Here is a 21953-nt window from a genome sequence, read left to right on the forward strand (position 1 = left end):
ATTACATATCCTTTCAGGCGGAAAAGGTCAGGCCATTTATGGCCTGATACATGACTTACGTCAGATATACCCACGCTCACGCAGATACTCAATCACCATATCGGCACTTTCTTCTGGAGTTGCAGCGGTCGTGTCGAGGCGACACTCAGGCGTTTCCGGTGGCTCATACGGTGAGTCGATACCGGTGAAGTTCTTCAGTTCACCGCGACGTGCTTTTTTGTAGAGTCCTTTAACATCCCGCTGTTCAGCGATACTGAGCGGAGTATCGATAAAGATCTCAACAAACTCCCCATCTCCCACCATTTCTCTGGCCATACGACGTTCAGAGCGGAATGGCGAAATGAATGCAGTAATCACGATCAGTCCGGCATCCACCATGAGTTTTGCCACTTCGGCAATACGACGGATATTTTCAACCCGATCACCATCGGTAAAACCAAGGTCTTTGTTCAATCCATGACGCACATTATCGCCATCCAACAGGTAGGTATGGTGCCCCATGGTGAACAGTTTTTTCTCCACCAGATTGGCAACCGTGGATTTGCCCGCCCCGGATAATCCGGTCAGCCACAGAATGCAGGGTTTTTGATGCTTGAGCTGCGAGCGTCCTTCCTTGTTGACGTCCACGTGCTGCATGGTAATGTTCTGGCTGCGGCGCAGCGCAAAATTCACCAGACCGGCGCCCATGGTATTGTTGGAAATGCGATCAATCAGAATAAAACCACCGGTATCCTGATTCTCGGAGTACGGGTCAAACGCGATGGCCTGATCCAGGCTGATGGTACAAACACCGATCCCGTTAAGCTCCAGTTTCTTCGCGGCCATGTGCTCCATGGTGTTCACATTGACCTGATATTTAATATCCGTCAGCGACGCAGATACGGTTTTGGTGCCTATTTTCATTAAATAGGTTCGCCCCGGTAGCATGGGTTCTTCGTGCATCCAAATAACGGTCGTTTCAAACTGTTTGGCAACCGCTGCCGGTTCTTGTGCGGCCACCATAAGATCCCCACGGGAAATATCGATTTCGTCGGTCAGGGTCAGGGTGATGGATTGTCCGGCCTGGGCGCTTTCAAGGTCGCCATCACGGGTCACAATTCGGGCAACGGTGCTTTCTTTGCCGGATGGCAAAACCCGGATTTTATCGCCCGGATGAATGGTCCCACCTCCGATCTGGCCGGAAAAACCGCGAAAATCCAGATTGGGGCGGTTCACCCACTGTACTGGCATGCGAAACGGCTTGTGTTTCAGGCGCTCTTCATCGATCTCAACGGTTTCCAGGTATCCCATCAAAGTGGTGCCGTGATACCAGGGCATGTTGATACTGGGTTCAATAATATTATCGCCCTTGAATGCCGACATCGGGATAAATGTGACATTTTCGATACCCAACTGTCTGGCAAAATCGCGGTAATCGTCGACAATCTGGTCATAAACTTTTTCGGAATAATCCACCAGATCCATTTTGTTAATTGCCACGACAATATGACGAATGCCAATCAGGTGAGTCAGATAACTGTGTCGACGGGTCTGGGTCAGAATGCCTTTACGGGCATCAACCATCAGAATGGCCACATCTGCAGTAGAGGCACCGGTGACCATATTTCGGGTATATTGTTCATGTCCCGGCGTATCGGCAACAATGAACTTGCGCTTGTCAGTCGAGAAAAACCGATACGCTACATCAATGGTAATACCCTGCTCCCGCTCGGCCGCAAGACCATCGACGAGCAGGGCAAAATCGATACTGTCTCCCTGAGTACCGAATTTTTTTGAATCGGACTCAACTGCCGCCAACTGGTCTTCAAACAACATTTTGGATTCAAAGAGCAGACGGCCAATAAGAGTACTTTTACCGTCGTCCACACTGCCACAGGTAATAAACCGTAGCAGGCTTTTATGCTCGTGATTTTTAAGATATTGGGCAATATCCGTTGCGATCAGATCAGATACATGTGCCATTAGAAATACCCCTCCTGCTTTTTCTTTTCCATCGATGCGGCCGAGTCATGATCAATTACCCGTCCCTGGCGTTCAGACGTTTTGGTTAACAGCATTTCCTGAATAATGGCCGGTAAGGTATCCGCTTCTGATTCCACGGCACCCGTCAGGGGGTAACATCCCAACGTACGAAACCGGACTTTTTTCATCATCGGCACTTCGCCGTCACGCAGCGGCATCCGTTCATCATCCACCATGATCAACACACCGTCACGCTCCACAACCGGGCGCTCGGCAGAATAATACAGCGGCACAATCGGGACATTTTCAAGATAGATATATTGCCAGATATCCAGTTCCGTCCAGTTCGATAACGGAAATACCCGGATGGATTCGCCTTTGTGTTTACGGGCGTTGTACTGCTTCCAGATTTCCGGACGCTGGTTTTTCGGATCCCAGCGGTGATCAGCAGTCCGGAACGAAAAAATACGCTCCTTGGCACGGGATTTTTCTTCATCCCGACGCGCCCCGCCAAACGCCGCATCAAAGCCATATTTGTTCAGGGCCTGTTTGAGAGCTTCGGTTTTCATAATATCCGTATGAATGGCCGAACCATGAGTGAACGGATTTATGTCTTTTTCAATACCTTCAGGGTTAATGTAGGTGAGTAACTCCAGTCCCAGATCCTGAACCATTTTGTCCCGGAATTCATACATTTCCCGAAACTTCCAGCGGGTATCCACATGCAACAGCGGAAACGGCGGAATGGAGGGATAAAATGCTTTCATGGCAATGTGCAACATGACCGCACTGTCCTTACCGATGGAGTAGAGCATGACCGGGTTTTCAGTCTCGGCCACGACTTCCCGCATGATCTGGATACTTTCCGCTTCCAGACGTTGGAGGTGTGTTAAAGGCATATCCGTCCCCTTGGATTGACAATTATTAATTTTGTGAGTTGTTGCCGGCGGCGTTTTACGATCGATACCACCAGCCTGCAAGTTCAATTCTCCGTGGGGAATCAAACAGACATTTTGCTGCTGGCTTACCCACGCGCCCAGTTTCTGATATCGCTGCAAGAACGGGCTTTTAACGATCAGCATCATTCCCTCAGGACAGTCATCCAGAACTGCAGATGCAGCTTTGATGATGGATGTTTCACCCAACGGAGTATCAGAATGCAACCATTGCACCCGATTTTTGAGATCCCTCAGATACACTTGGTAGCCTGTCGAAACTCCATGGTTAAAGCTGAAGTTCCTGACTCCACAGATGAAAACCGCCGGTTTTTGACGTTTTTCAGCATGACGACCTCGTTCTTCGCACCATTGCCGTGCAGCTTTACGACTGACATCGAATGTCTCATCTGGAGGAATCAATCCACATTCTTTCAAATAACGCCCAATAGTTTTGGCCGATACCAATTCCTGATAGTTATCTTCCAGCCAGTGCTGAACCGCTTCGATACTCCACAACCCATTAAGTGGTGATGAAATATGAATAAGCTCCTTGATCACCCCTGCCAAATGATGTTTCTTCAACCCCTTGGTACCAGAAGGTCGTCCCCTGGGGCGCATCTGAAGTGCCTGCCAACCACCGGTCAGAAACTTCTTATAAGCGGCAATGATCGTTGGATGACTCAGGCCGGTCTGTTGCTGAATGTCATTGAGACTTTTCTTCTGCAACCTCAGCATCACAGCCTGCTTCCGCAGATGTTCCTGCTGTTTTAGCCCCCCCTCCTGCACGTCCATCGACTATCCACTCTAAATTGACCGTTGAGATGTTAGGGACAACTCTTTACTATCGCAATCACTTTTTATTAAACATTTTTTGTCCCGAATGTATTCGCAGTGATTTATCACAGGCAGTCTGTCATTGCTTCAGCGGCAAAGACCTTTTTATATGAGATAAAATCATGGGGTATGAAGCTTATCTGACCTTAACCGTGGTTGTCGGCGTACTGGTCGCACTGGTCAGTAGTCGCCTGGCAACCGACGTCATTTTGATGGCAGCCATGGCAACACTGGTCATCACTGGTGTTTTGACGCCCGCGGAAGGATTGGCCGGGTTTTCCAACCCCGGCGTCATGACCATCGCCACACTGTACATTGTCGCCGCCGGCCTGAAAGAGACGGGTGCCATTCAATGGATTGCCGGGCGACTATTGGGACAACCCAAAAACGTTCGCCATGGCATCATGAAGGTCATTGCCCCAACCGCCATGATGAGCGCCTTCATGAATAACACCGCCGTGGTGGCCATGTTTATCCCGTCTATTCAGGAATGGTCCAGGCGATCCAGCATTCCGACTTCAAAACTGCTGATCCCCCTTAGCTACGCCGCCATTCTAGGAGGCACTTGTACCCTGATCGGTACCAGCACCAACCTTGTCATCGATGGACTGCTACAGTCCGCTCTGGATACCCGGCTAACCATGTTCTCCCTGGCCTGGCTGGGTATTCCGCTCTTGCTAATTGGTGGCACGTTTCTGTTTTTCTTTGCTGATCGGTTACTGCCAGACCGGGATGGAGGCATTGACCGGCTTGGCAATGTCCGCGAGTACAGCGTGGATGTTCACATTGACGAAAACGGACCGCTCTGTGGCAAAACTATTGAGGAGGCCGGTTTACGGAGCCTGAGTTATGGCTATCTGGTGGAAATTCATCGCCACGAACGTCTGCTACCCGCAGTCTCTCCTGATACTCAACTGCTGGCGGGCGATGAACTGGTATTTGTAGGAGCTCCGGAATGCGCGCGTGAACTCAGAAGCATTCATGGCCTAAAGCCGGCTAACGGCGATGTTGACAAGCTGAAACTGGCCAATCATGAGCGGGTGTTGGTGGAGGCCGTTATCGGTCCTGAGTTTTTCGGCCTGGACCAGACCATTAAAGAATCCAGATTCCGGACCCGCTTTCAGGCGGCCATTTTGTCAGTCTCCCGCAACGGTAATCGCATTGAAGGCAAGATCGGGGATATCCGACTGCAGGTCGGCGACACCCTGCTGCTGGAAACCAGCCAGGATTTTGTCGGCCAATACCGGTCCCGCCGTGACTTTCTACTGGTCAGTGCCATCAACGATTCCACACCACCTTCATTCCATAAAGCCCCTATTGCTTTGTACATACTACTGGCCATGGTCATTGCCAGTGCCAGTGGCCTGCTCAGCATCCTGCAATCAGCCTTCATTGCCGCCGGACTGATGCTGGCAACCCACTGCATTTCCATTACCAAGGCGCGCAGGAATATTGACCTGACAGTCATTACCGTGATTGCTGCTTCCTTTTCCCTCGGAGCCGCCATGACCAAAACCGGTGTAGCGGCCACTATCGCCAGCTGGCTGCTCATCAATGACTCCATCCCGCCCTGGGTGGTACTGGCCATGGTGTATTTGCTCACGGCGGTTTTTACGGAGATTATTACCAATAATGCTGCCGCCATTCTGATGTTTCCGATTGCGGTCTCGCTGGCCGAACAATTGCAAGTCAGTTATATGCCATTTGTCATCGCAGTCATGTTTGCAGCCTCAGCCAGTTTTGTCATTCCCCTGGGTTATCAGACCAATCTGATGGTCATGGGTCCCGGGGGCTATAAAACATCGGACTTTGTCGCCATCGGTTTGCCCATGAGCATCGTGGTAGCAACAACGTCTATATTTCTCATCCCAATGATTTGGGCTTTTTAAACGATCAGGAACAGTATGATGGAATTTACGACTGACAGTATTCTCAAGCTGGCGAAGGCCGCCGGTGACGCGATTATGGACATCTATGAAAAGGATTTTGCCATTTATGACAAATCCGACAGCAGCCCTTTGACTGAAGCTGACCTGGCCTCCCATCACCTGATTGTGGATGGTCTCAAAACACTCACACCGGATATCCCGGTGTTATCGGAAGAATCAGGGGATGCCGTTAAGTCCGAGCGCCTGAACTGGTCACGTTATTGGCTCATAGACCCACTGGATGGCACGAAAGAATTCATCAAAAAAAATGGCGAGTTCACCGTCAATATTGCCCTGATTGAGAATGGCCAGCCAGTGTTTGGAGTGGTATACGCTCCGGCTCTGGATACTTACTACTGGGGCGAACAGAACAAAGGGGCCTGCAAGCAGGTTGGACAACAACCGGCTCAAACCATTCAGGTGGCCGAGGTGCCGGCACAAGCCAGCGGCTGGCGGGTTGTGGGCAGTCGCTCACATCAGTCTGATGAATTCAAAGCGTTCATGCAGCGTCTGCCGGACGCAGATATTGTCGCCATGGGCAGTTCACTGAAATTATGCTTGGTTGCAGAAGGAAAAGCCGATCTATACCCACGCCTGGGGTTGACCAGCGAATGGGACACCGCTGCCGCGCATGCCGTGGTGTTGGCAGCAGGAGGTCAGGTGCTGGAAGCAGATTCATTAAAGCCACTGATCTATAACAGCCGACCAAACACATTACTCAATCCGTTTTTTATTGTCTGCGCATCCACCAGCCCTGTCTGGTGTCAATAACCGACCTCAGCCCAGGAAGCGGATGATTTAAATCATCCGCTCATCGTTGGCATCAGGAAGCTTTCGCCGGCAGATCAAACCAGAGAGCCTCAAGCCCCTGCTCCCCTGCCCGTAAATGTTGTTGGCGCTCACTTTTCAAACCAAATGCATCACCGGAATTAACCGTCAATCGATCAGTGATTGCCGCACCATTGATCACATGCAGGTATCCAAAACGAGACCCGGTCTCCAGCTGATACGCCTCTCCAGGTTCAAGTACGAGCCTGTAAATCGCGGCATCCTGATGGATATGCAATGAACCATCCTGCCCATCTGGTGTCACCAGGGCTGTCAGTTTGCTGACCTGGGGGATACTGGCCTGTTCGTAACTTGGCAAAATACCCTGCACGTTGGGCAGTATCCATATTTGCAGGAACTTCAGCGAGTCCGTCTGGGACGGATTATATTCTGAATGGGTGATCCCGGTTCCGGCACTCATTCTTTGCACTTCACCCGCCGGAATGACGTAATGATTCCCGGTACTGTCTTTATGCTCAATATTACCTTCCAGTATGTAGGAAATAATTTCCATATCCTGGTGACCGTGGGGCGAAAAACCGGCTCCGGGTGAAACAGTATCGTCGTTAATTACCCGCAAGACCGAAAACCCCATATGACTGGGGTCGTAGTAACTGCCAAAAGAAAAACTGTGTTTGCTGTCGAGCCAGCCAAAGTTCGCCTGACCACGCTCACCGGCAAGTCTGATGTAATCCATAACCGCCTCCGAATCTGTCATTTGTTAAGATGACGACAACTGTAGTGACTATAGATACTCATGAAAATCGAAGAAATTAGGTTGTGTTATTCAATTATTTAGAACATCAACCCCTGATTACTGTACTGCCGCAGACGGTCACTATCGTCCCTGCTGAAGGACCATAGAACTCATGATATTTCCAGGAACAACGGGAAGATCAAAGAAACAGAATAAAGAGCAATAGCTGCCATCGCTGTCAAAACCCAGATGACCAAAAGATAAAAATCTCTTACCCAAAAGTCTTCTCAAACTACAAAACATTACAGACTGATAAATCATTATCATGATCACCAGTCTGTTCTGTGAACTGAATCGATTTCATTCGATCAAACGAACATTAATAACATGCTGAACCTGTCTTATCTCGTCCAGCAACTCATCTGATGGCGCCTCTTCAATATCCAGAATGTTGTAAGCAATCTGATCCCGGCTCTTGTTCAACATATCGATGACGTTGATATTTCTGTCTGCCAGCAGGGACAATACATTACTCAACACTTTGGGTACGTTTTCATTACAGAATGTCAGACGATAACCAGTTGATCGCTCCAGATAGATAGACGGAAAATTAACAGAATTTTTAATATTTCCATTCATCAGAAAATCAATCAACTGATTGGCAGCCATGGTAGCACAATTGTCTTCTGCCTCCTGAGTCGAGGCACCAAGATGAGGAAATATCAAAGTATCATCACGGCCAATCAGCTCCGGTGCCGGAAAGTCGGTTATATATTTTTTCAACGCACCGGTATTCAGCGCTGCCGTTACCGCGGCCAGATCAACGATCGTTTCTCTGGCAAAGTTCAGTAATATGGCACCTTCCTGAAATTGCTTTATAGCATCGTTGCTGATCATTCCTTTGGTAGCCTCAATGGCAGGTACGTGCAGAGTGACGAAATCAGACTTATTCAGCAATGACGCCAGGTTTTCAGCTTTTTCAACGCGACTGCTTAATCGCCATGCAGATTCAACTGAAAGTGCAGGGTCATAACCTATCACCCGCATTCCCAGTTCCAGCGCCATATTGGCAACCTGCGCACCAATAGCGCCCAAGCCAACCACTCCAAGCGTTTTTCCATGCAGCTCACATCCTGAAAACTGTTTCTTGCCTTGTTCAGCCTGAGTGTGCATTTCAGCTTCATTCAGCCCGCTCATGCTTTTTACAAACTGCAATCCACCCACCAGATCACGTGCTCCCAACAACAGCCCTGCAAGGATAATTTCCTTCACTGCGTTAGCATTTGCTCCGGGAGTATTAAACACTACAACACCCCGTTCCGAACAACGCTGAACGGGAATATTATTAACTCCGGCACCGGCTCTGGCGATTGCTTTCAGCCCTTCATTCAAGTCAGATTCGGCGAGTTTATGACTTCTTAACAGCAGAGCATCCGCACGATTAATTTCGCTGGCAATTTCAAAATTTTCTCGGGAAAAACAATTTAAGCCGTTGTTTGAAATCTTGTTAAATGTTTTGATAAAGAACATCGAGGCTCCTATGATAGAAAAGTAAGAGTTTGTTGTTGTTTTTTTAACCCAGGAAATCTTTACACTAAGCCTGGCTCAAAACATGCTAAGGTTAAAGCATGTTGATTGTATCGATCATAATCTGACGCAAGTGATCTTGCTAAAATTTTTTGATTTTAAAAATTAAGGAGATAAACACATCGTATTCTGAAAATTCATTCAGAGTCACGATAGCAATGACAAAGTCCGGACAAATACAGTACAACGTTCTAACCATATCCTGGCACACTAAATGCCTGAACCCAGAACATTCTACTAAGCAACTGGTGTCCAAAGTAAGTCGATTTATCAAAATGCGACGAGGTGAGGCATGGATATTTTTAGTAACTACAAAGAACGTTATACATCCCGGAATCAGGAGGAGTATTCGCTCGAAGAGTATCTTGAGCTTTGTAAATCTGATCCAATGGCCTATGCAACCGCTCCAGAGCGGATGTTGAAAGCCATCGGTGATCCCGAATTTATAGACACTTCACGCGACTCCCGACTGAGTCGGATCTTCTCAAACAAAATCATCAAACGTTACCCCGCCTTCGAAGAATTTCATGGTATGGAAGAACCTATCGAACATATCGTCAGTTACTTCAAACACGCTGCTCAGGGGTTGGAAGAACGTAAACAGATTTTATATCTGCTTGGACCGGTCGGTGGTGGCAAATCCTCTCTGGCAGAAAAACTGAAAGCATTGATGGAAAAAATTCCTTTCTATGCTATCAAAGGTTCTCCGGTATACGAGACACCGCTGGGACTGTTTGACTACGATGAAGATAAAGACATTCTCGAAGAAAAATACGGCATCCCCAACCGTTACCTGAAAACCATCATGTCACCCTGGGCAATCAAGCGATTACATGATTTTGGCGGCGATATCAGCAAGTTCCGGGTGATCAAACTGTTTCCTTCCATCATTGATCAGATTGCCATCTCCAAAACTGAACCTGGCGATGAAAACAATCAGGATATTTCTTCACTGGTCGGGAAAGTGGATATCCGTCGATTGGAGGAATACGCTCAAAATGATCCTGATGCCTATTCGTTTTCCGGTGGCTTGTGTAAGGCCAACCAGGGGCTGATGGAATTTGTGGAGATGTTTAAAGCTCCAATCAAAGTGCTCCATCCGTTACTGACCGCCACGCAGGAAGGCAACTACAATGCGACTGAAGGCATGAGTGCCATTCCGTTTAACGGTACCATACTGGCACACTCTAACGAGTCAGAGTGGCAGACTTTTCGCAATAACAAAAACAATGAAGCTTTTCTGGATCGGGTTTACATCGTCAAAGTGCCTTATTGCACCCGCGTCAGCGAAGAAATCAATATTTACGAGAAGCTGTTGGAACACAGCTCCCTGAGAGAATCCCCCTGTGCTCCGGATACGCTAAAAATGTTGGCTCAGTTCAGTGTTCTGAGTCGACTCAAAGAACCTGAAAATTCCAATATCTATTCCAAGATGCGGGTCTATGACGGTGAGAATCTCAAGGATACTGATCCTAAAGCGAAGTCTCATCAGGAATACAAAGATGCTGCCGGTGTCGACGAAGGTATGAATGGTTTATCCACCCGGTTTGCATTCAAGATTCTGTCAAAGGTTTTTAACTTCGATCCAACTGAAGTGGCCGCCAACCCGGTACACCTGCTCTATGTGTTGGAGGATCAGATTGAACAGGCACAATTCCCACAGGAAACTCACGATCTGTACCTGTCACATCTGAAGGAATATCTGGCACCGCGTTATATCGAATTTATCGGCAAGGAAATTCAAACCGCTTACCTCGAAAGTTATGCAGAATACGGGCAAAACATTTTTGACCGTTATGTCACCTATGCTGACTTCTGGATACAGGACCAGGAATATCGGGATCCGGATACCGGTGAAATACTCGATCGTAGCGCACTGAATGACGAGCTGGAAAAAATCGAAAAACCGGCTGGCATCTCCAACCCGAAAGATTTCCGCAACGAGATCGTAAACTTCGTTCTGCGGGCCAGAGCCAACAACAATGGCAAGAATCCGGAATGGCAAAGCTACGAGAAACTGCGCGCAGTCATCGAGAAAAAAATGTTTTCCAACACCGAAGATCTACTGCCTGTTATTTCCTTCAATCCGAAATCGTCCACTGAGGACAAAAGAAAACATGAAGACTTCGTCAATCGCATGGTCAAACGCGGCTATACTGAAAAACAAGTGCGATTGCTGTCCGAATGGTATCTGAGAGTCAGAAAGTCTCAATAGACGACGGAGCTTGTATGCAAAACAGTTATGTGATCGACCGGAGACTGAATGGTAAAAACAAAAGTGCGGTGAACCGGCGCCGCTTTCTTGAACGTTACAAGAAACACATCAAGAAAGCGGTTAATGAAGCGGTCAATCGTCGCTCAATCACCGATATGGAGAAGGGTGAATCGATCACTATTCCATCCCGGGATATTCAGGAACCACACTTTTCCCACGGCCAGGGCGGCCGGCGAACCTTTGTCAATCCTGGCAACAAGGAGTTCAGTCAGGGAGACCGGTTGCGCAAACCCCAAGGTGGCGGTGCCGGGGGAAACGGTGCCGGACAGGGTGCATCAGACAGCGGTGAAGGCATGGATGAGTTTACCTTTAATATCTCCCAGGACGAGTTTCTGGAGTTTCTGTTTGAGGATCTTGCCCTGCCAAACATGGTACAAAAAGAACTGCGTGACATGGAGGAGTTCACCTATCGTCGCGCGGGCTACTCCACTCAGGGTACTCCGGCAAAAATGAATATTGTGCGTAGTTTGCGCAATGCGCATGCCCGCAGAATTGCCATGACCGGGTCCAGCCGACGCCGAATCAAAGAACTGACGGCCGAACTGGAGTCACTGGAAGCCAAGGGCCCACTGGCCGACGATGAGCCCCGTATCGAGGAAATTAAAGATCAGATCGAACGCATCAAGCGAAAAATGGCCGGTATTCCCTTTATTGATGACTTCGACCTGCGGTTCAACCGTCATGAAAAACAGCCAATACCCACCAATGCTGCGGTGATGTTCTGCCTGATGGATGTTTCAGGATCCATGACCCAATCCACCAAGGATATTGCCAAACGTTTTTTTCTATTGCTCTATATGTTTTTGCGACGCAACTACGAAAAAATCGAAGTGGTGTTTATCCGCCACCATACCAGTGCCAAGGAAGTGGATGAGGAAGAGTTTTTCTACTCCCGCGAAACCGGCGGCACCATTGTCAGCAGCGCTCTTAAGCTGACAGACGAAATCATCAAGCACCGCTACCCACCTTCAGCCTGGAATATTTATGTGGCTCAGGCATCGGATGGTGATAACTGGAATGATGATTCGCCGGTATGCAGAAAAATTCTGACAGAAGCCATCATGCCATTGGTTCAGTACTACTCCTACATCGAAATCACCCCGCGGGATCATCAGGCCCTGTGGTATGAGTACGAAAGCATTTACGGTGATTTCCCGGATCAGTTCTCAATGGAACAAATTGTTGAAGCAGGCGAGATTTATCCTGTTTTCAGAAAACTGTTCCAACGCCGGGAAGCCGCTTAAGCGAGGTGAGCATGAGTAAACGCGCGAGCAAACCCTTATCTACGGGATCGGACTGGACTTTTGAGTTAGTGCAGGAATATGACCGCCAGATCGCCAAAATTGCGGCGGAATTCAAACTTGATACCTATCCCAACCAGATCGAAATCATCAGCTCCGAACAAATGATGGATGCTTACTCATCCGTTGGCATGCCGGTGGGTTATCATCATTGGAGCTTCGGCAAGCAATTTCTACAGACGCAGCAGAACTACCAGCGCGGACGCATGGGGCTGGCTTATGAGATCGTCATCAACTCCAACCCGTGTATCGCCTATCTGATGGAAGAAAATACCATGACTATGCAGGCGCTGGTCATTGCGCATGCCTGTTATGGTCATAACTCATTCTTCAAGAACAACTATCTGTTTAAAACCTGGACCGATGCTGATGCCATCATCGACTATCTGGTATTTGCCAAGAACTTCGTGCAAAAGTGTGAAGAACGCTATGGTATCGCGGAAGTCGAGAAGATTCTGGATAGTTGCCATGCTTTGCAAAACTACGGAGTTGATCGCTATAAGCGGCCAGTACCAATCTCCGCAACCGAGGAACGGGAACGACAGAATGAACGCGAGGAGTACCTGCAACGGCAGGTAAATCTGCTGTGGCGTACTATCCCCGCTAACGCAGAAAAAGGGGATCTCAAACATAAATCTCACTTTCCCGAGGAACCACAGGAAAACCTCCTGTACTTCATTGAAAAAAATGCACCATTGCTGGAAACCTGGCAACGGGAACTGGTCAGAATAGTGCGTAAAATCGCACAATATTTCTATCCACAACGACAGACCCAGGTCATGAATGAAGGCTGGGCAACATTCTGGCATTACACTATCCTCAACGAAATGTATGACCGGGGACTAGTGACAGAAGGGTTCATCATGGAGTTTCTGACCTCACATTCGAGCGTGATTTATCAACCTTCGTTCGATGCGCCGTATTACAGTGGTATCAATCCATATGCACTTGGCTTTGCCATGTTTACCGATATCAGGCGAATCTGTCAGCACCCGACAGAGGAAGACCGACAATGGTTTCCTGACATCGCCGGCAATGATGACTGGCTGGGAACGCTGCACTTTGCCATGGAAAATTTCAAAGACGAAAGCTTTATCCAGCAGTTCTTGTCACCCAAAGTCATTCGCGATCTGCACTTGTTTTCCATTCTGGATGACGAAAATATCGCTGAGTACGAAGTGCTGGCCATTCACAACGAAAACGGTTATCAGGCTATTCGCCATCAACTTTCCGAGCAATATAACCTAAGTGTGCGGGAACCGAATATTCAGGTATATGAGGTTGACCTCCGTGGTGACCGTTCCATTACCTTGCAGCATATCCGTCACAACAACATCCCTCTGGATCAGAATTCAACGACGGAAGTAATGAAGCATTTACATCGATTGTGGGGGTTTGATGTGCACCTGAACTCTGTTGACAACGATGAAATCAAACAAAGCTTTCACATGCCTCCCAAAAAAGGTGATGACAAAGAGCGGGAAGACAGCGATCTGTTGAAATATGTTTAGCATTCGCTTTTTTACGGAGAGGCCAAGGCTTACACCCTGGTCTCACTCTTAGCCTGCCTGATTTTCTGAAAATCGTCCCGGATGATTAGTACAATATTTCAGAATTTACTTCTATTCGAACATACCAAGGAGCCTTTGAATAATGCCAACAGGGAAGCCGGAGCAAGGCCATAAGCATAAGCTGTAGCCGGTTAAAGCGAATTTAACATAGCATTCGCAAAGCGGGTCATTCTCGCCCCTTTATTAACCCGCATTCGCTATGGCCAATGGTGTGGTCCGACACCCTGGTACATCTCTGCATCACTCTGTTAACCCAACATCAATACTTGCCGGATTAATAACTTTTCAGTCATGGACGATCCTGTCACAACACTGATCTTCTTCGCGCACCCCCGACCAAAGTCTAAACGCATTTCTGACAGTGCACTGCTAACTTAAAGCTGCCTAACGATATAAGGCTGTACAACACAGCCCAATAACAATAATACAATGGAGGCACCTCTATGAATCTCGATAATAATTCCAGTGCCAAGGCGGCATACTGGAAAGAAAATATCCGATTGATCATGACGCTACTGGTTATCTGGTTCGTCGTGTCATTCGGGTTTGGCATCCTGCTCGTGGATGTTCTCAATCAAATAAAAATCTTCGGCTATAAACTGGGCTTCTGGTTTGCACAGCAGGGTTCAATTTATTGCTTCGTCGTTTTGATTTTCGTGTACACCAGGAAGATGGAAGCCCTGGACCGAAAATACAATCTGCACGAAGACGAGTAAGGGAGACACGCAATGGATTTACAAACCTTAACCTACATCGTTGTTGGTCTCTCTTTCGCACTGTACATCGGCATAGCATTCTGGGCACGGGCGGGCTCAACCAGTGAATTCTATGTAGCCGGTGGGGGGATTCATCCTGTTGCCAACGGTATGGCGACCGCTGCCGACTGGATGTCTGCGGCATCGTTCATATCCATGGCTGGTCTGATCGCATTCTTTGGCTATGGCGGAACCGTCTTTCTCATGGGATGGACAGGTGGTTATGTACTGTTGGCCATGTTGCTGGCACCGTATTTGCGCAAGTATGGCAAGTTTACCGTACCTGAGTTTATCGGTGACCGGTACTATTCCAATACTGCCCGGGTGGTAGCGGTGGTCTGTCTGATCCTGGCCTCCGTCACATACGTCATTGGTCAGATGAAAGGGGTTGGCGTGGCATTCTCCCGCTTCCTCGAAGTCGATTATGACACGGGGCTCTACATCGGCATGGGCATTGTTTTCCTATATGCGGTACTCGGTGGCATGAAAGGCATTACCTATACCCAGATCGCTCAATACTGTGTGTTGATCCTGGCATATACCATTCCTGCCATTTTTATCTCTCTGCACCTGACCGGGAACCCAATTCCACAGTTCGGCCTTGGAGGAACACTGGCCGGCACGGATACTTATCTGCTCGATAAACTTGATCAGATTGTCCAGGACATCGGCTTCAGTGAATATACCACTCAGTTCCGTCTGAGCATGACCAACACCTTCTTCTATACCCTATCCTTGATGATCGGTACTGCGGGTCTGCCGCACGTGATCATCCGCTTCTTCACGGTGCCCAAGGTCAGTGATGCACGGAAATCAGCGGGTTGGGCTCTGGTGTTTATCGCCATTCTCTATACTACTGCACCAGCCGTTGCAGCAATGGCCCGTTACAACCTCATGAATACTCTGGAACCAGCCCCAGGTGAATACATGAAGTATGATGAACGGCCTTCCTGGTTCAGTACCTGGGAAAAAACCGGATTACTGGCGGTTGAAGATAAAAATGGTGATGGCCGTATTCACTACAGTGCCAACAAGGACGAAAACGAACTGGTCAAAATCGATAACGACATCATGGTACTAGCCAATCCGGAAATTGCCGGGCTGCCAAATTGGGTGATTGCGTTGGTTGCCGCCGGTGGACTGGCAGCAGCATTGTCCACAGCAGCGGGCCTGTTACTGGCCATTTCCTCAGCCATTTCTCATGACTTGTTAAAAGGCGTATTCAGACCGGACATCTCTGAAAAAGGCGAACTAATGGCCAGTCGGATAACCATGGCTTTTGCCATTATGGCCGCAGGTTATCTCGGTCTGAATCCGCCAGGATTTGCTGCCGGAACGGTGGCCCTGGCGTTTGGTCTGGCAGCCTCATCAATTTTCCCGGCAGTTATGATGGGTATCTTTTCGAAGAAAATTAACAAAGAAGGAGCTGTCTGGGGCATGGTAGGCGGCATTGGTATCACACTGTTCTACGTCTTCCAGCACAAGGGCATCATGTTTATTCCGGGCACGGAATTCTTAGGCAGCATGAAACCCAACTGGTTCTTTGGCATCGAACCCAATGCGTTTGGAGCCGTTGGCGCAATCGTAAACTTTGCAATCGCATTTGCGGTATCGAAAGTGACCGCTGCGCCACCGGAACACATTCAACACATTGTTGAAGATATCCGCGTTCCCAGTGGTGTAGGTTCAGCTTCTAACCATTAACCGATGGACTGACTGGAGCAGGTGTTTAACACCTGCTCCCAATTTCCAACCCAGATGCAGACCTTATGTTTAAAAACAAACACATTACAGCCGCACTGCTCATTGCCCCGTTTCTGGCAATTATTGCTTACTTCGCCACCGACCTGGCGGTCGGAGAAAAACCTCAGGCTGCCGTTGCCGGTCAGAGTTATAAACTGGCACCCAAATCGGATTGTCGCCATGAGAGTGGAAAATGTACATTGAAAAACGGCGACATCGAAATCGTCATTCGTGCTGACAAGCAGGATACTGGCAGCTGGCTGTTCACTCTCGATTCCAACATTGCGCTGGAAGCCGCTGCACTGGTCATCGGCCCATCAGAGGCAGAGCAAACGGTTCCAGTCAATATGTCTCCGGTCAAGGAAACCCAAACTAAAGCAGCGATGCAAACCTGGAGCCTTGAAGTACCGCCATTTGACAAGAATAATGACGTACTGCGAGTGGCTGTTTCTGCAGGTGGTTCATTGTATTTTGTCGAAACCTCAGCTATTTTTCCGGAATTCATTACTCCTTTTATGGAAACAGCGTCTTCCAAGTAAACGCACTGGAGACCGGACATGAGTGCAACTATTGAAATTACTGAAGTCATCAGTTTTTTACAAAAAACACCGCCGTTCCAGTTTCTGGACGGCAATGCACTGAAGCGAATCGCTTCCGGTCTTGAAGTCCAATACATTAAAGTGGAGCAATCCACTGCCATCCAGACACCTGAAAGCAGGCCTGTTCTCCACATCATTCGCCGGGGTGCGTTTGAAATCCGCAGTCAGGAAGGTCTTCTGGTTGACCGTTTGGCCGATGGCGAGTGCTTCGGCATCTCCAGCATTCTGGAAAACAACCCCGAAGGCTTTACCGTTATCGCCCTGGAAGACAGTCTGGTCTATCGTCTGGACAGGAAAACATTCCAAACGATCGCTGACGACTATCCCAGTTTTCTGAGTTATTTCACCAGTACACGGGCAAACCGGCTGCGCAAGTTATTTGCAAGCCAGACTCACCCAACTATTACCCCGGCCATTCATCTTTCCAGTTCGGTGGACTCTCTCATGTCCTCAGGATTGATTGCCACCGACCTTAATAGCTCGGTACAGGCTGTAGCAAAAAAAATGACAGCGGCTCGGGTTAGCTCGATTCTGGTACTCGAGAATGAAAAAATGATTGGGATACTAACTGACCGGGACCTGCGTTCACGAGTATTGGCCAATGCATTACCAGCGGATACGCCAGTTGGCGACATCATGACCCATGAACCAGTATATCTCGCCCAGCATGCCAGCATTATGGAAGCCTTACTGTTGATGAGCGAACGGGATATTCATCATCTACCTATCATCAGCAATGATGCCAAGCCTGTTGGCATGATCACCTCAACAGATTTACTGCGTAACCAGCAACTCAGTCCTCTGCTACTGGCATCAGAAATTAGCCGGCAAACCAATGTACCGGCATTGATCAACACCTGTAAACGACTGCCTGCGCTGATCAACAATCTGGTCGTCACTAATATTTCTCCAGTGGATATCGGCAGGGTAGTGGCCACCATATCCGATAATCTGATACAGCAGCTGATCAAACTCGCTATGGTGCAATATGGACAGGCACCGATGGATTTTAATTTTCTGGTATTCGGGTCCCTGGCCCGCAGAGAGCAATCCCTTGGTAGTGATCAGGACAATGCTTTGATGCTGGAAAGTGAGCCCAACGAACAGGAAGTACACTATTTCAATCGATTGGCCCGGTTTGTCAGCGATGGTCTGCATCATTGCGGGTTTCCCTATTGTCCTGGCAATATCATGGCAACCAATCCAACCTGGATGATGAGCCGGCAACAATGGCAACGGCAGTTTAATTACTGGATTGAAAAGTCCACACCGAAAGCACTGTTGAATGCCTCTATTTTTTTTGATATCCGATCTTCATACGGACCCGAAGAGCCGGCCAGACAACTGGTGGCGGAAACACTCGAACATTGCAAAAAAAACAGTATTTTTCTGGCCACGCTTACCAAAAATGCTCTTCGCTCCAGACCTCCTCTGGGTTTTTTCCGTAATCTGGTGCTGGAAAGCACAGGAGAACATAAAAATGAATTGGATCTGAAACACAATGGCATTGCCCTGATTAATGATCTGGCCAGAATCTATGGTCTCGCTGCTGGAGAAACCTCGACTTCGACCATCGAACGACTACAGAATCTGAGCGACAAAAAAATCATGTCACAGGAAAACATTCACAACCTGCAGGACGCCTGGATGTTTCTTTCAGAGCTCCGCCTGCAAACCCAGCATGAAAGCTGGCAGCGACACGGAAAAACCAGCGCCTATCTTGACCCCACCCATCTGAGCCAGCTGGAGCGTCGACACCTGAAAGCAACGTTTAAGGCCATTGCCAACGCTCAGGACATGGCAAAAATCAGATTTGCCAATGGTTTACCTTCCTGATGCTAATGGCACGTCTGCGTTCGCAGTTCTTCAACCGAACTCTGAATACTATCCACCACGAACTATGGAACAATCAGAAGTATCTGGTGCTGGACATGGAAACGACCGGACTCAACGTTGCAACCGATCACCTGTTAAGCCTGGGCTGGGTTGCGATTGATGATGGGATCATCAAGCTTTCAACAGCACAATTGCTACTCGTCAATCATGGTGCGGTATCCAAAGATACCGTTGGTCTGCACATGATTACTGATCAGGATATCAACGACCAGGGAATACCGGTCAAAACCGCACTCGAATACTTGTATCAGGCTCTTCAGGGACGTTTACTGATCGTACATCACGCACCGGTGGAGATAGGTTTTCTGACCAGACTCTGGCGTCAGATAGCCTTACCTTCCTTACAGATCAACCTGTTTGATACTCTGTTGTTTGAGCGCATCCAGAAAAATAAAATTCAGGAATATGTGCGCGACGATGCCTTCCGGCTGAACAACTGCCGCAGACGTTATAATCTGCCGGAATACGGGGGGCACAATGCTTTGACAGATGCATTGGCAACGGCAGAGTTGTTCCTTGCACAGGTTGCTCATATCAGAGCAGAGCCTACCATAGGCTACTTATTTAAAAATGCCGGTCTGACCATCCGGCTGCCCTGACACTGAGTGCATCACATCCCATCACTTTTACCCCCCATAGACCGTTTTACGCAGGAACTAAAAAATGACTCGTACTGTGCAAAAGTAAGATTGCTACCGCTAAATGCCTCAAGTAAAATGAAATTTCTATTCCATTTATGAAAAACAGGCGAACCTCGCCCTGGTGTTCAATCTTAACCGGGTTGATTCGCTTGACCATAAGGCACTCTTTGGTCGGACAAATATCAAGAGACACATATATGTTTACTTTCTGACGACGGGTTTCAAAGGCATAAAAAGAAACCATGCTAAATATTTTTAAAACTCCGAACAAAAATATAGCCTGCTAACAAATAGAAAGATTATCAGGCACTGGCGAAAGACCACAGCATCATTTACGGGAAGCATCTATGAATCAAACTAACCTCCCCAATACTCTGGAAGAATTGGAACAAACGATTGCAGAGCGCTATAACGATCTCAGCAAACGATTGCAACAGGTTGCTCGTTATCTTACCGATCATCCCAGAGATGTTGCTTTCGACACCGTCGCCTCTATTGCAACAAAAGCCAATGTAACCCCCTCAACACTGATCCGCTTTGCTAATGCCCTGGGATTTCAGGGATTCAGCGAAATGCAGCGCCTGTTTCGCAGTAAGCTTATTGATGATGCACCGAGCTACAGCGAACGTATTCGCATGGCGCGTCAGGAGTACGGTCAATCTGATAACCCATCACCGTTTCAGCTGTTACAGGAATTCACGACGTCAAATGTCATCGCACTGGATCACCTGAAACATGAAATGGACGAAGAGAGTCTGAATAAGGCACTGGACATTCTCGAAAATGCCAAGTCCACGCATATCGTTGGAGTGCGGCGTGCCTTTGTTGTGGCTTCTTACTTTGCCTATGCCTTACGGCATATAGAACACCATGCTTATCTGGTAGACGGTATCGGTGGAATGTTTAAGGAACAGGCCCAGTCCATTGATGCAAAGGATGCAGTCATCGCCATCAGCTTCACCCCTTACGCTCAGGAAACCTTGGACGTCGCCCAGATCGCCATGAAAAAAGGCAGCCCATTGATCGTTATTACGGACAGCCCGCTAAGCCCACTGGCATTACAAGCCAGCGTCAGCCTGGTAGTAAAAGAGGCACAGGTCCGCAGCTTCCGTTCATTGACCTCATCTTTGTGCCTGGCGCAAACCCTCTCGATCGGTCTCGCCTATCGTCTGCAGGCAAACAACAAACTCGATGGCAAACCAATCGCCGCGCCGGATGGAGCCTGAAACACTTCCTGAAAATTAATAGCTGCGTTCTGGACTGATGCCTTCAAGACAATGACCATGGATGGTGGTTATGCTGACGATTAAAAAAGCCATTGGTTTTTTAAGCCGAAGTTTGAGGCAGTGGTTCCCATTTGGTCAGATGCGATTATTCCGACTTATCCGGTCCACCTACCCGCCTGCTGATGGAATCCTTTCGATTAAAACACTCGCTTAGCTTTATTGTCAGCCCAGGCTATCTATCCTGGCGCGGCAATGCCGCTCCGCCAAAGTTTGCAGGTGGTTGACCCATTCCGCCAGCCAAGTCAGTTGTTCGGTCGTAATGTCATACGCAGAGCTATAGCGGGAATCCACATAGGCTTGGCACAACAGCTCAAAGCAAGTGCGCTCAAAGGGGGTACTCTCTGGAAATACAGATAAAAACTCAGGCTCTATACTGCCTGCAAAGGTGCGCAGTTTTTTAAGGTCATGCAGTTTGGGTTTATAGTGGGTAAAGACCAGCAGAATCATTGAATAAAGCCGCTCAGTGATCTGATGCAGTGAAAAGGCAGCTCTATTTCGCAAATTACTTTCAAATGAAAACTGATAAACTTTCTGTTCTTCTTTCGCAATATTTAACCAGTAATCAAAATGCTTTTGAGCCTCTATTTTCCGCTCCGTGAGCGTCAGTTCTTTGGGCTCTACCAGTTCCAGCTTACCGTTGTCATGCAACAGAATGCCTTCCCGGTAGATATCTGCGTAGAAATATTGGCCCTTGCTTAGCTGCGCATTTACAAAGTGGATATCTTCAGCAATCAGACTGACCGGTGTTTTAACCTCCCGCATCAAACGATTACTCAATGAACGCTTGGTTTCAATCTTGCGCGCCAGTACTCCGTTTTTGGCAATGGCGAGAATATCCATATCACTTTGATAACGGTAATGCACCCGGTCCTCTTCCAGGTGGTCTACCCAGTCGCCACGGGCATAACTGCCGAACAGAATCAGCAGACTGGGTTTAACCGCTTGCACAATAATGTCAACCGCATGGCGCAGCTGCTCTTGTTTGTCGAGGGGAAGATGGTCGAGTGATGTTTTCATGCCAGCATCGTAGCAACTTCTCGACAGTGGTCAACTCATTCCAGCCCCTGATCTTACCCCGATGCCACTGTTCAGAACTGCCCATTTAAATACAG

Annotated in this window: 16 protein-coding genes; 11 read left to right on the plus strand and 5 right to left on the minus strand. The window is 48.3% G+C overall.

Going from position 1 to position 21953, the window contains the following annotated elements; genetic code table 11:
* Positions 1-60: 60 nt before the first annotated feature.
* The gene (cysN, locus tag YC6258_RS23910) at positions 61-1962 is read right to left on the minus strand and encodes a sulfate adenylyltransferase subunit CysN (RefSeq protein ID WP_044619114.1); all 1902 of its coding nucleotides are present in this window, start codon (positions 1960-1962) and stop codon (positions 61-63) included.
* Positions 1962-2861 carry a sulfate adenylyltransferase subunit CysD gene (gene cysD / locus YC6258_RS23915; protein ID WP_044620383.1) on the minus strand — a complete coding sequence of 300 codons (900 nt, stop codon included), beginning with the start codon at positions 2859-2861 and terminating at the stop codon, positions 1962-1964. Before cysD ends, cysN begins: the two co-directional genes overlap by 1 nt.
* Positions 2862-3856: 995 nt before the next feature.
* Here cysD and YC6258_RS23920 point away from each other — a divergent pair.
* On the plus strand, positions 3857-5623 hold the full coding sequence (locus YC6258_RS23920) for an SLC13 family permease (RefSeq protein ID WP_044619115.1): 1767 nt from the start codon (positions 3857-3859) through the stop codon (positions 5621-5623).
* Positions 5624-5641: 18 nt separating this feature from the next.
* Positions 5642-6433 carry a 3'(2'),5'-bisphosphate nucleotidase CysQ gene (cysQ, locus tag YC6258_RS23925; RefSeq protein ID WP_044619116.1) on the plus strand — a complete coding sequence of 264 codons (792 nt, stop codon included), beginning with the start codon at positions 5642-5644 and terminating at the stop codon, positions 6431-6433.
* Between the two features lie 52 nt (positions 6434-6485).
* Here the strand turns inward: cysQ and YC6258_RS23930 are convergent, their stop codons facing one another.
* Both YC6258_RS23930 and YC6258_RS23935 read right to left on the minus strand, forming a co-directional pair.
* Positions 6486-7187, minus strand: coding sequence for a pirin family protein (locus YC6258_RS23930; RefSeq protein ID WP_044619117.1), 702 nt, complete (start codon positions 7185-7187; stop codon positions 6486-6488).
* A gap of 360 nt (positions 7188-7547) precedes the next feature.
* Positions 7548-8717: a phosphoglycerate dehydrogenase gene (locus YC6258_RS23935; protein ID WP_044619118.1), complete on the minus strand. Its 1170-nt coding sequence runs from the start codon at positions 8715-8717 to the stop codon at positions 7548-7550.
* A 349-nt stretch (positions 8718-9066) separates the two neighbouring features.
* Between YC6258_RS23935 and YC6258_RS23940 the strand changes: the two genes are divergently transcribed.
* From YC6258_RS23940 to YC6258_RS23980, 9 genes are all read left to right on the plus strand, one after another.
* A complete protein-coding gene (locus tag YC6258_RS23940) occupies positions 9067-10989 on the plus strand; it encodes a PrkA family serine protein kinase (RefSeq protein ID WP_044619119.1) in 1923 nt (640 codons plus the stop codon).
* Between the two features lie 14 nt (positions 10990-11003).
* Positions 11004-12293 (plus strand): YeaH/YhbH family protein, encoded by a 1290-nt coding sequence (locus tag YC6258_RS23945; RefSeq protein ID WP_044619120.1) that lies wholly within the window; start codon positions 11004-11006, stop codon positions 12291-12293.
* Between the two features lie 11 nt (positions 12294-12304).
* Positions 12305-13861 carry a SpoVR family protein gene (locus YC6258_RS23950; RefSeq protein ID WP_044619121.1) on the plus strand — a complete coding sequence of 519 codons (1557 nt, stop codon included), beginning with the start codon at positions 12305-12307 and terminating at the stop codon, positions 13859-13861.
* A gap of 503 nt (positions 13862-14364) precedes the next feature.
* A complete protein-coding gene (locus YC6258_RS23955; protein WP_044619122.1) occupies positions 14365-14637 on the plus strand; it encodes a DUF4212 domain-containing protein in 273 nt (90 codons plus the stop codon).
* A gap of 12 nt (positions 14638-14649) precedes the next feature.
* Positions 14650-16380, plus strand: a complete 1731-nt coding sequence (locus YC6258_RS23960) for a sodium:solute symporter family protein (protein WP_044619123.1) — start codon at positions 14650-14652, stop codon at positions 16378-16380.
* A gap of 65 nt (positions 16381-16445) precedes the next feature.
* Entirely contained in the window at positions 16446-16958 is a 513-nt protein-coding gene (locus tag YC6258_RS23965; RefSeq protein WP_044619124.1) for a hypothetical protein, read from the plus strand.
* Between the two features lie 18 nt (positions 16959-16976).
* Positions 16977-18854 (plus strand): putative nucleotidyltransferase substrate binding domain-containing protein, encoded by a 1878-nt coding sequence (locus YC6258_RS23970; protein WP_044619125.1) that lies wholly within the window; start codon positions 16977-16979, stop codon positions 18852-18854.
* Complete coding sequence (locus YC6258_RS23975) at positions 18854-19513, plus strand: 3'-5' exonuclease (protein ID WP_052830543.1); 660 nt, start codon at positions 18854-18856, stop codon at positions 19511-19513. Before YC6258_RS23970 ends, YC6258_RS23975 begins: the two co-directional genes overlap by 1 nt.
* A 389-nt stretch (positions 19514-19902) precedes the next feature.
* Positions 19903-20781: a MurR/RpiR family transcriptional regulator gene (locus tag YC6258_RS23980; protein ID WP_044619126.1), complete on the plus strand. Its 879-nt coding sequence runs from the start codon at positions 19903-19905 to the stop codon at positions 20779-20781.
* 222 nt (positions 20782-21003) lie between these two features.
* Here YC6258_RS23980 and YC6258_RS23985 read toward each other — a convergent pair whose 3' ends face one another.
* Positions 21004-21858 (minus strand): HEPN domain-containing protein, encoded by an 855-nt coding sequence (locus YC6258_RS23985; protein ID WP_044619127.1) that lies wholly within the window; start codon positions 21856-21858, stop codon positions 21004-21006.
* Positions 21859-21953 lie beyond the last annotated feature (95 nt).

The sequence above is a fragment of the Gynuella sunshinyii YC6258 genome (assembly GCF_000940805.1).
GTDB lineage: Bacteria > Pseudomonadota > Gammaproteobacteria > Pseudomonadales > Natronospirillaceae > Gynuella > Gynuella sunshinyii.

What these genes read in the sequence shown, in the direction of transcription:
- cysN (WP_044619114.1), bottom strand. Translation starts at nt 1,962, where the DNA reads ATGGCACATGTATCTGATCTGATCGCAACGGATATTGCCCAATATCTT.
- cysD (WP_044620383.1), bottom strand. Translation starts at nt 2,861, where the DNA reads ATGCCTTTAACACACCTCCAACGTCTGGAAGCGGAAAGTATCCAGATC.
- YC6258_RS23920 (WP_044619115.1), top strand. Translation starts at nt 3,857, where the DNA reads ATGGGGTATGAAGCTTATCTGACCTTAACCGTGGTTGTCGGCGTACTG.
- cysQ (WP_044619116.1), top strand. Translation starts at nt 5,642, where the DNA reads ATGGAATTTACGACTGACAGTATTCTCAAGCTGGCGAAGGCCGCCGGT.
- YC6258_RS23930 (WP_044619117.1), bottom strand. Translation starts at nt 7,187, where the DNA reads ATGGATTACATCAGACTTGCCGGTGAGCGTGGTCAGGCGAACTTTGGC.
- YC6258_RS23935 (WP_044619118.1), bottom strand. Translation starts at nt 8,717, where the DNA reads ATGTTCTTTATCAAAACATTTAACAAGATTTCAAACAACGGCTTAAAT.
- YC6258_RS23940 (WP_044619119.1), top strand. Translation starts at nt 9,067, where the DNA reads ATGGATATTTTTAGTAACTACAAAGAACGTTATACATCCCGGAATCAG.
- YC6258_RS23945 (WP_044619120.1), top strand. Translation starts at nt 11,004, where the DNA reads ATGCAAAACAGTTATGTGATCGACCGGAGACTGAATGGTAAAAACAAA.
- YC6258_RS23950 (WP_044619121.1), top strand. Translation starts at nt 12,305, where the DNA reads ATGAGTAAACGCGCGAGCAAACCCTTATCTACGGGATCGGACTGGACT.
- YC6258_RS23955 (WP_044619122.1), top strand. Translation starts at nt 14,365, where the DNA reads ATGAATCTCGATAATAATTCCAGTGCCAAGGCGGCATACTGGAAAGAA.
- YC6258_RS23960 (WP_044619123.1), top strand. Translation starts at nt 14,650, where the DNA reads ATGGATTTACAAACCTTAACCTACATCGTTGTTGGTCTCTCTTTCGCA.
- YC6258_RS23965 (WP_044619124.1), top strand. Translation starts at nt 16,446, where the DNA reads ATGTTTAAAAACAAACACATTACAGCCGCACTGCTCATTGCCCCGTTT.
- YC6258_RS23970 (WP_044619125.1), top strand. Translation starts at nt 16,977, where the DNA reads ATGAGTGCAACTATTGAAATTACTGAAGTCATCAGTTTTTTACAAAAA.
- YC6258_RS23975 (WP_052830543.1), top strand. Translation starts at nt 18,854, where the DNA reads ATGCTAATGGCACGTCTGCGTTCGCAGTTCTTCAACCGAACTCTGAAT.
- YC6258_RS23980 (WP_044619126.1), top strand. Translation starts at nt 19,903, where the DNA reads ATGAATCAAACTAACCTCCCCAATACTCTGGAAGAATTGGAACAAACG.
- YC6258_RS23985 (WP_044619127.1), bottom strand. Translation starts at nt 21,858, where the DNA reads ATGAAAACATCACTCGACCATCTTCCCCTCGACAAACAAGAGCAGCTG.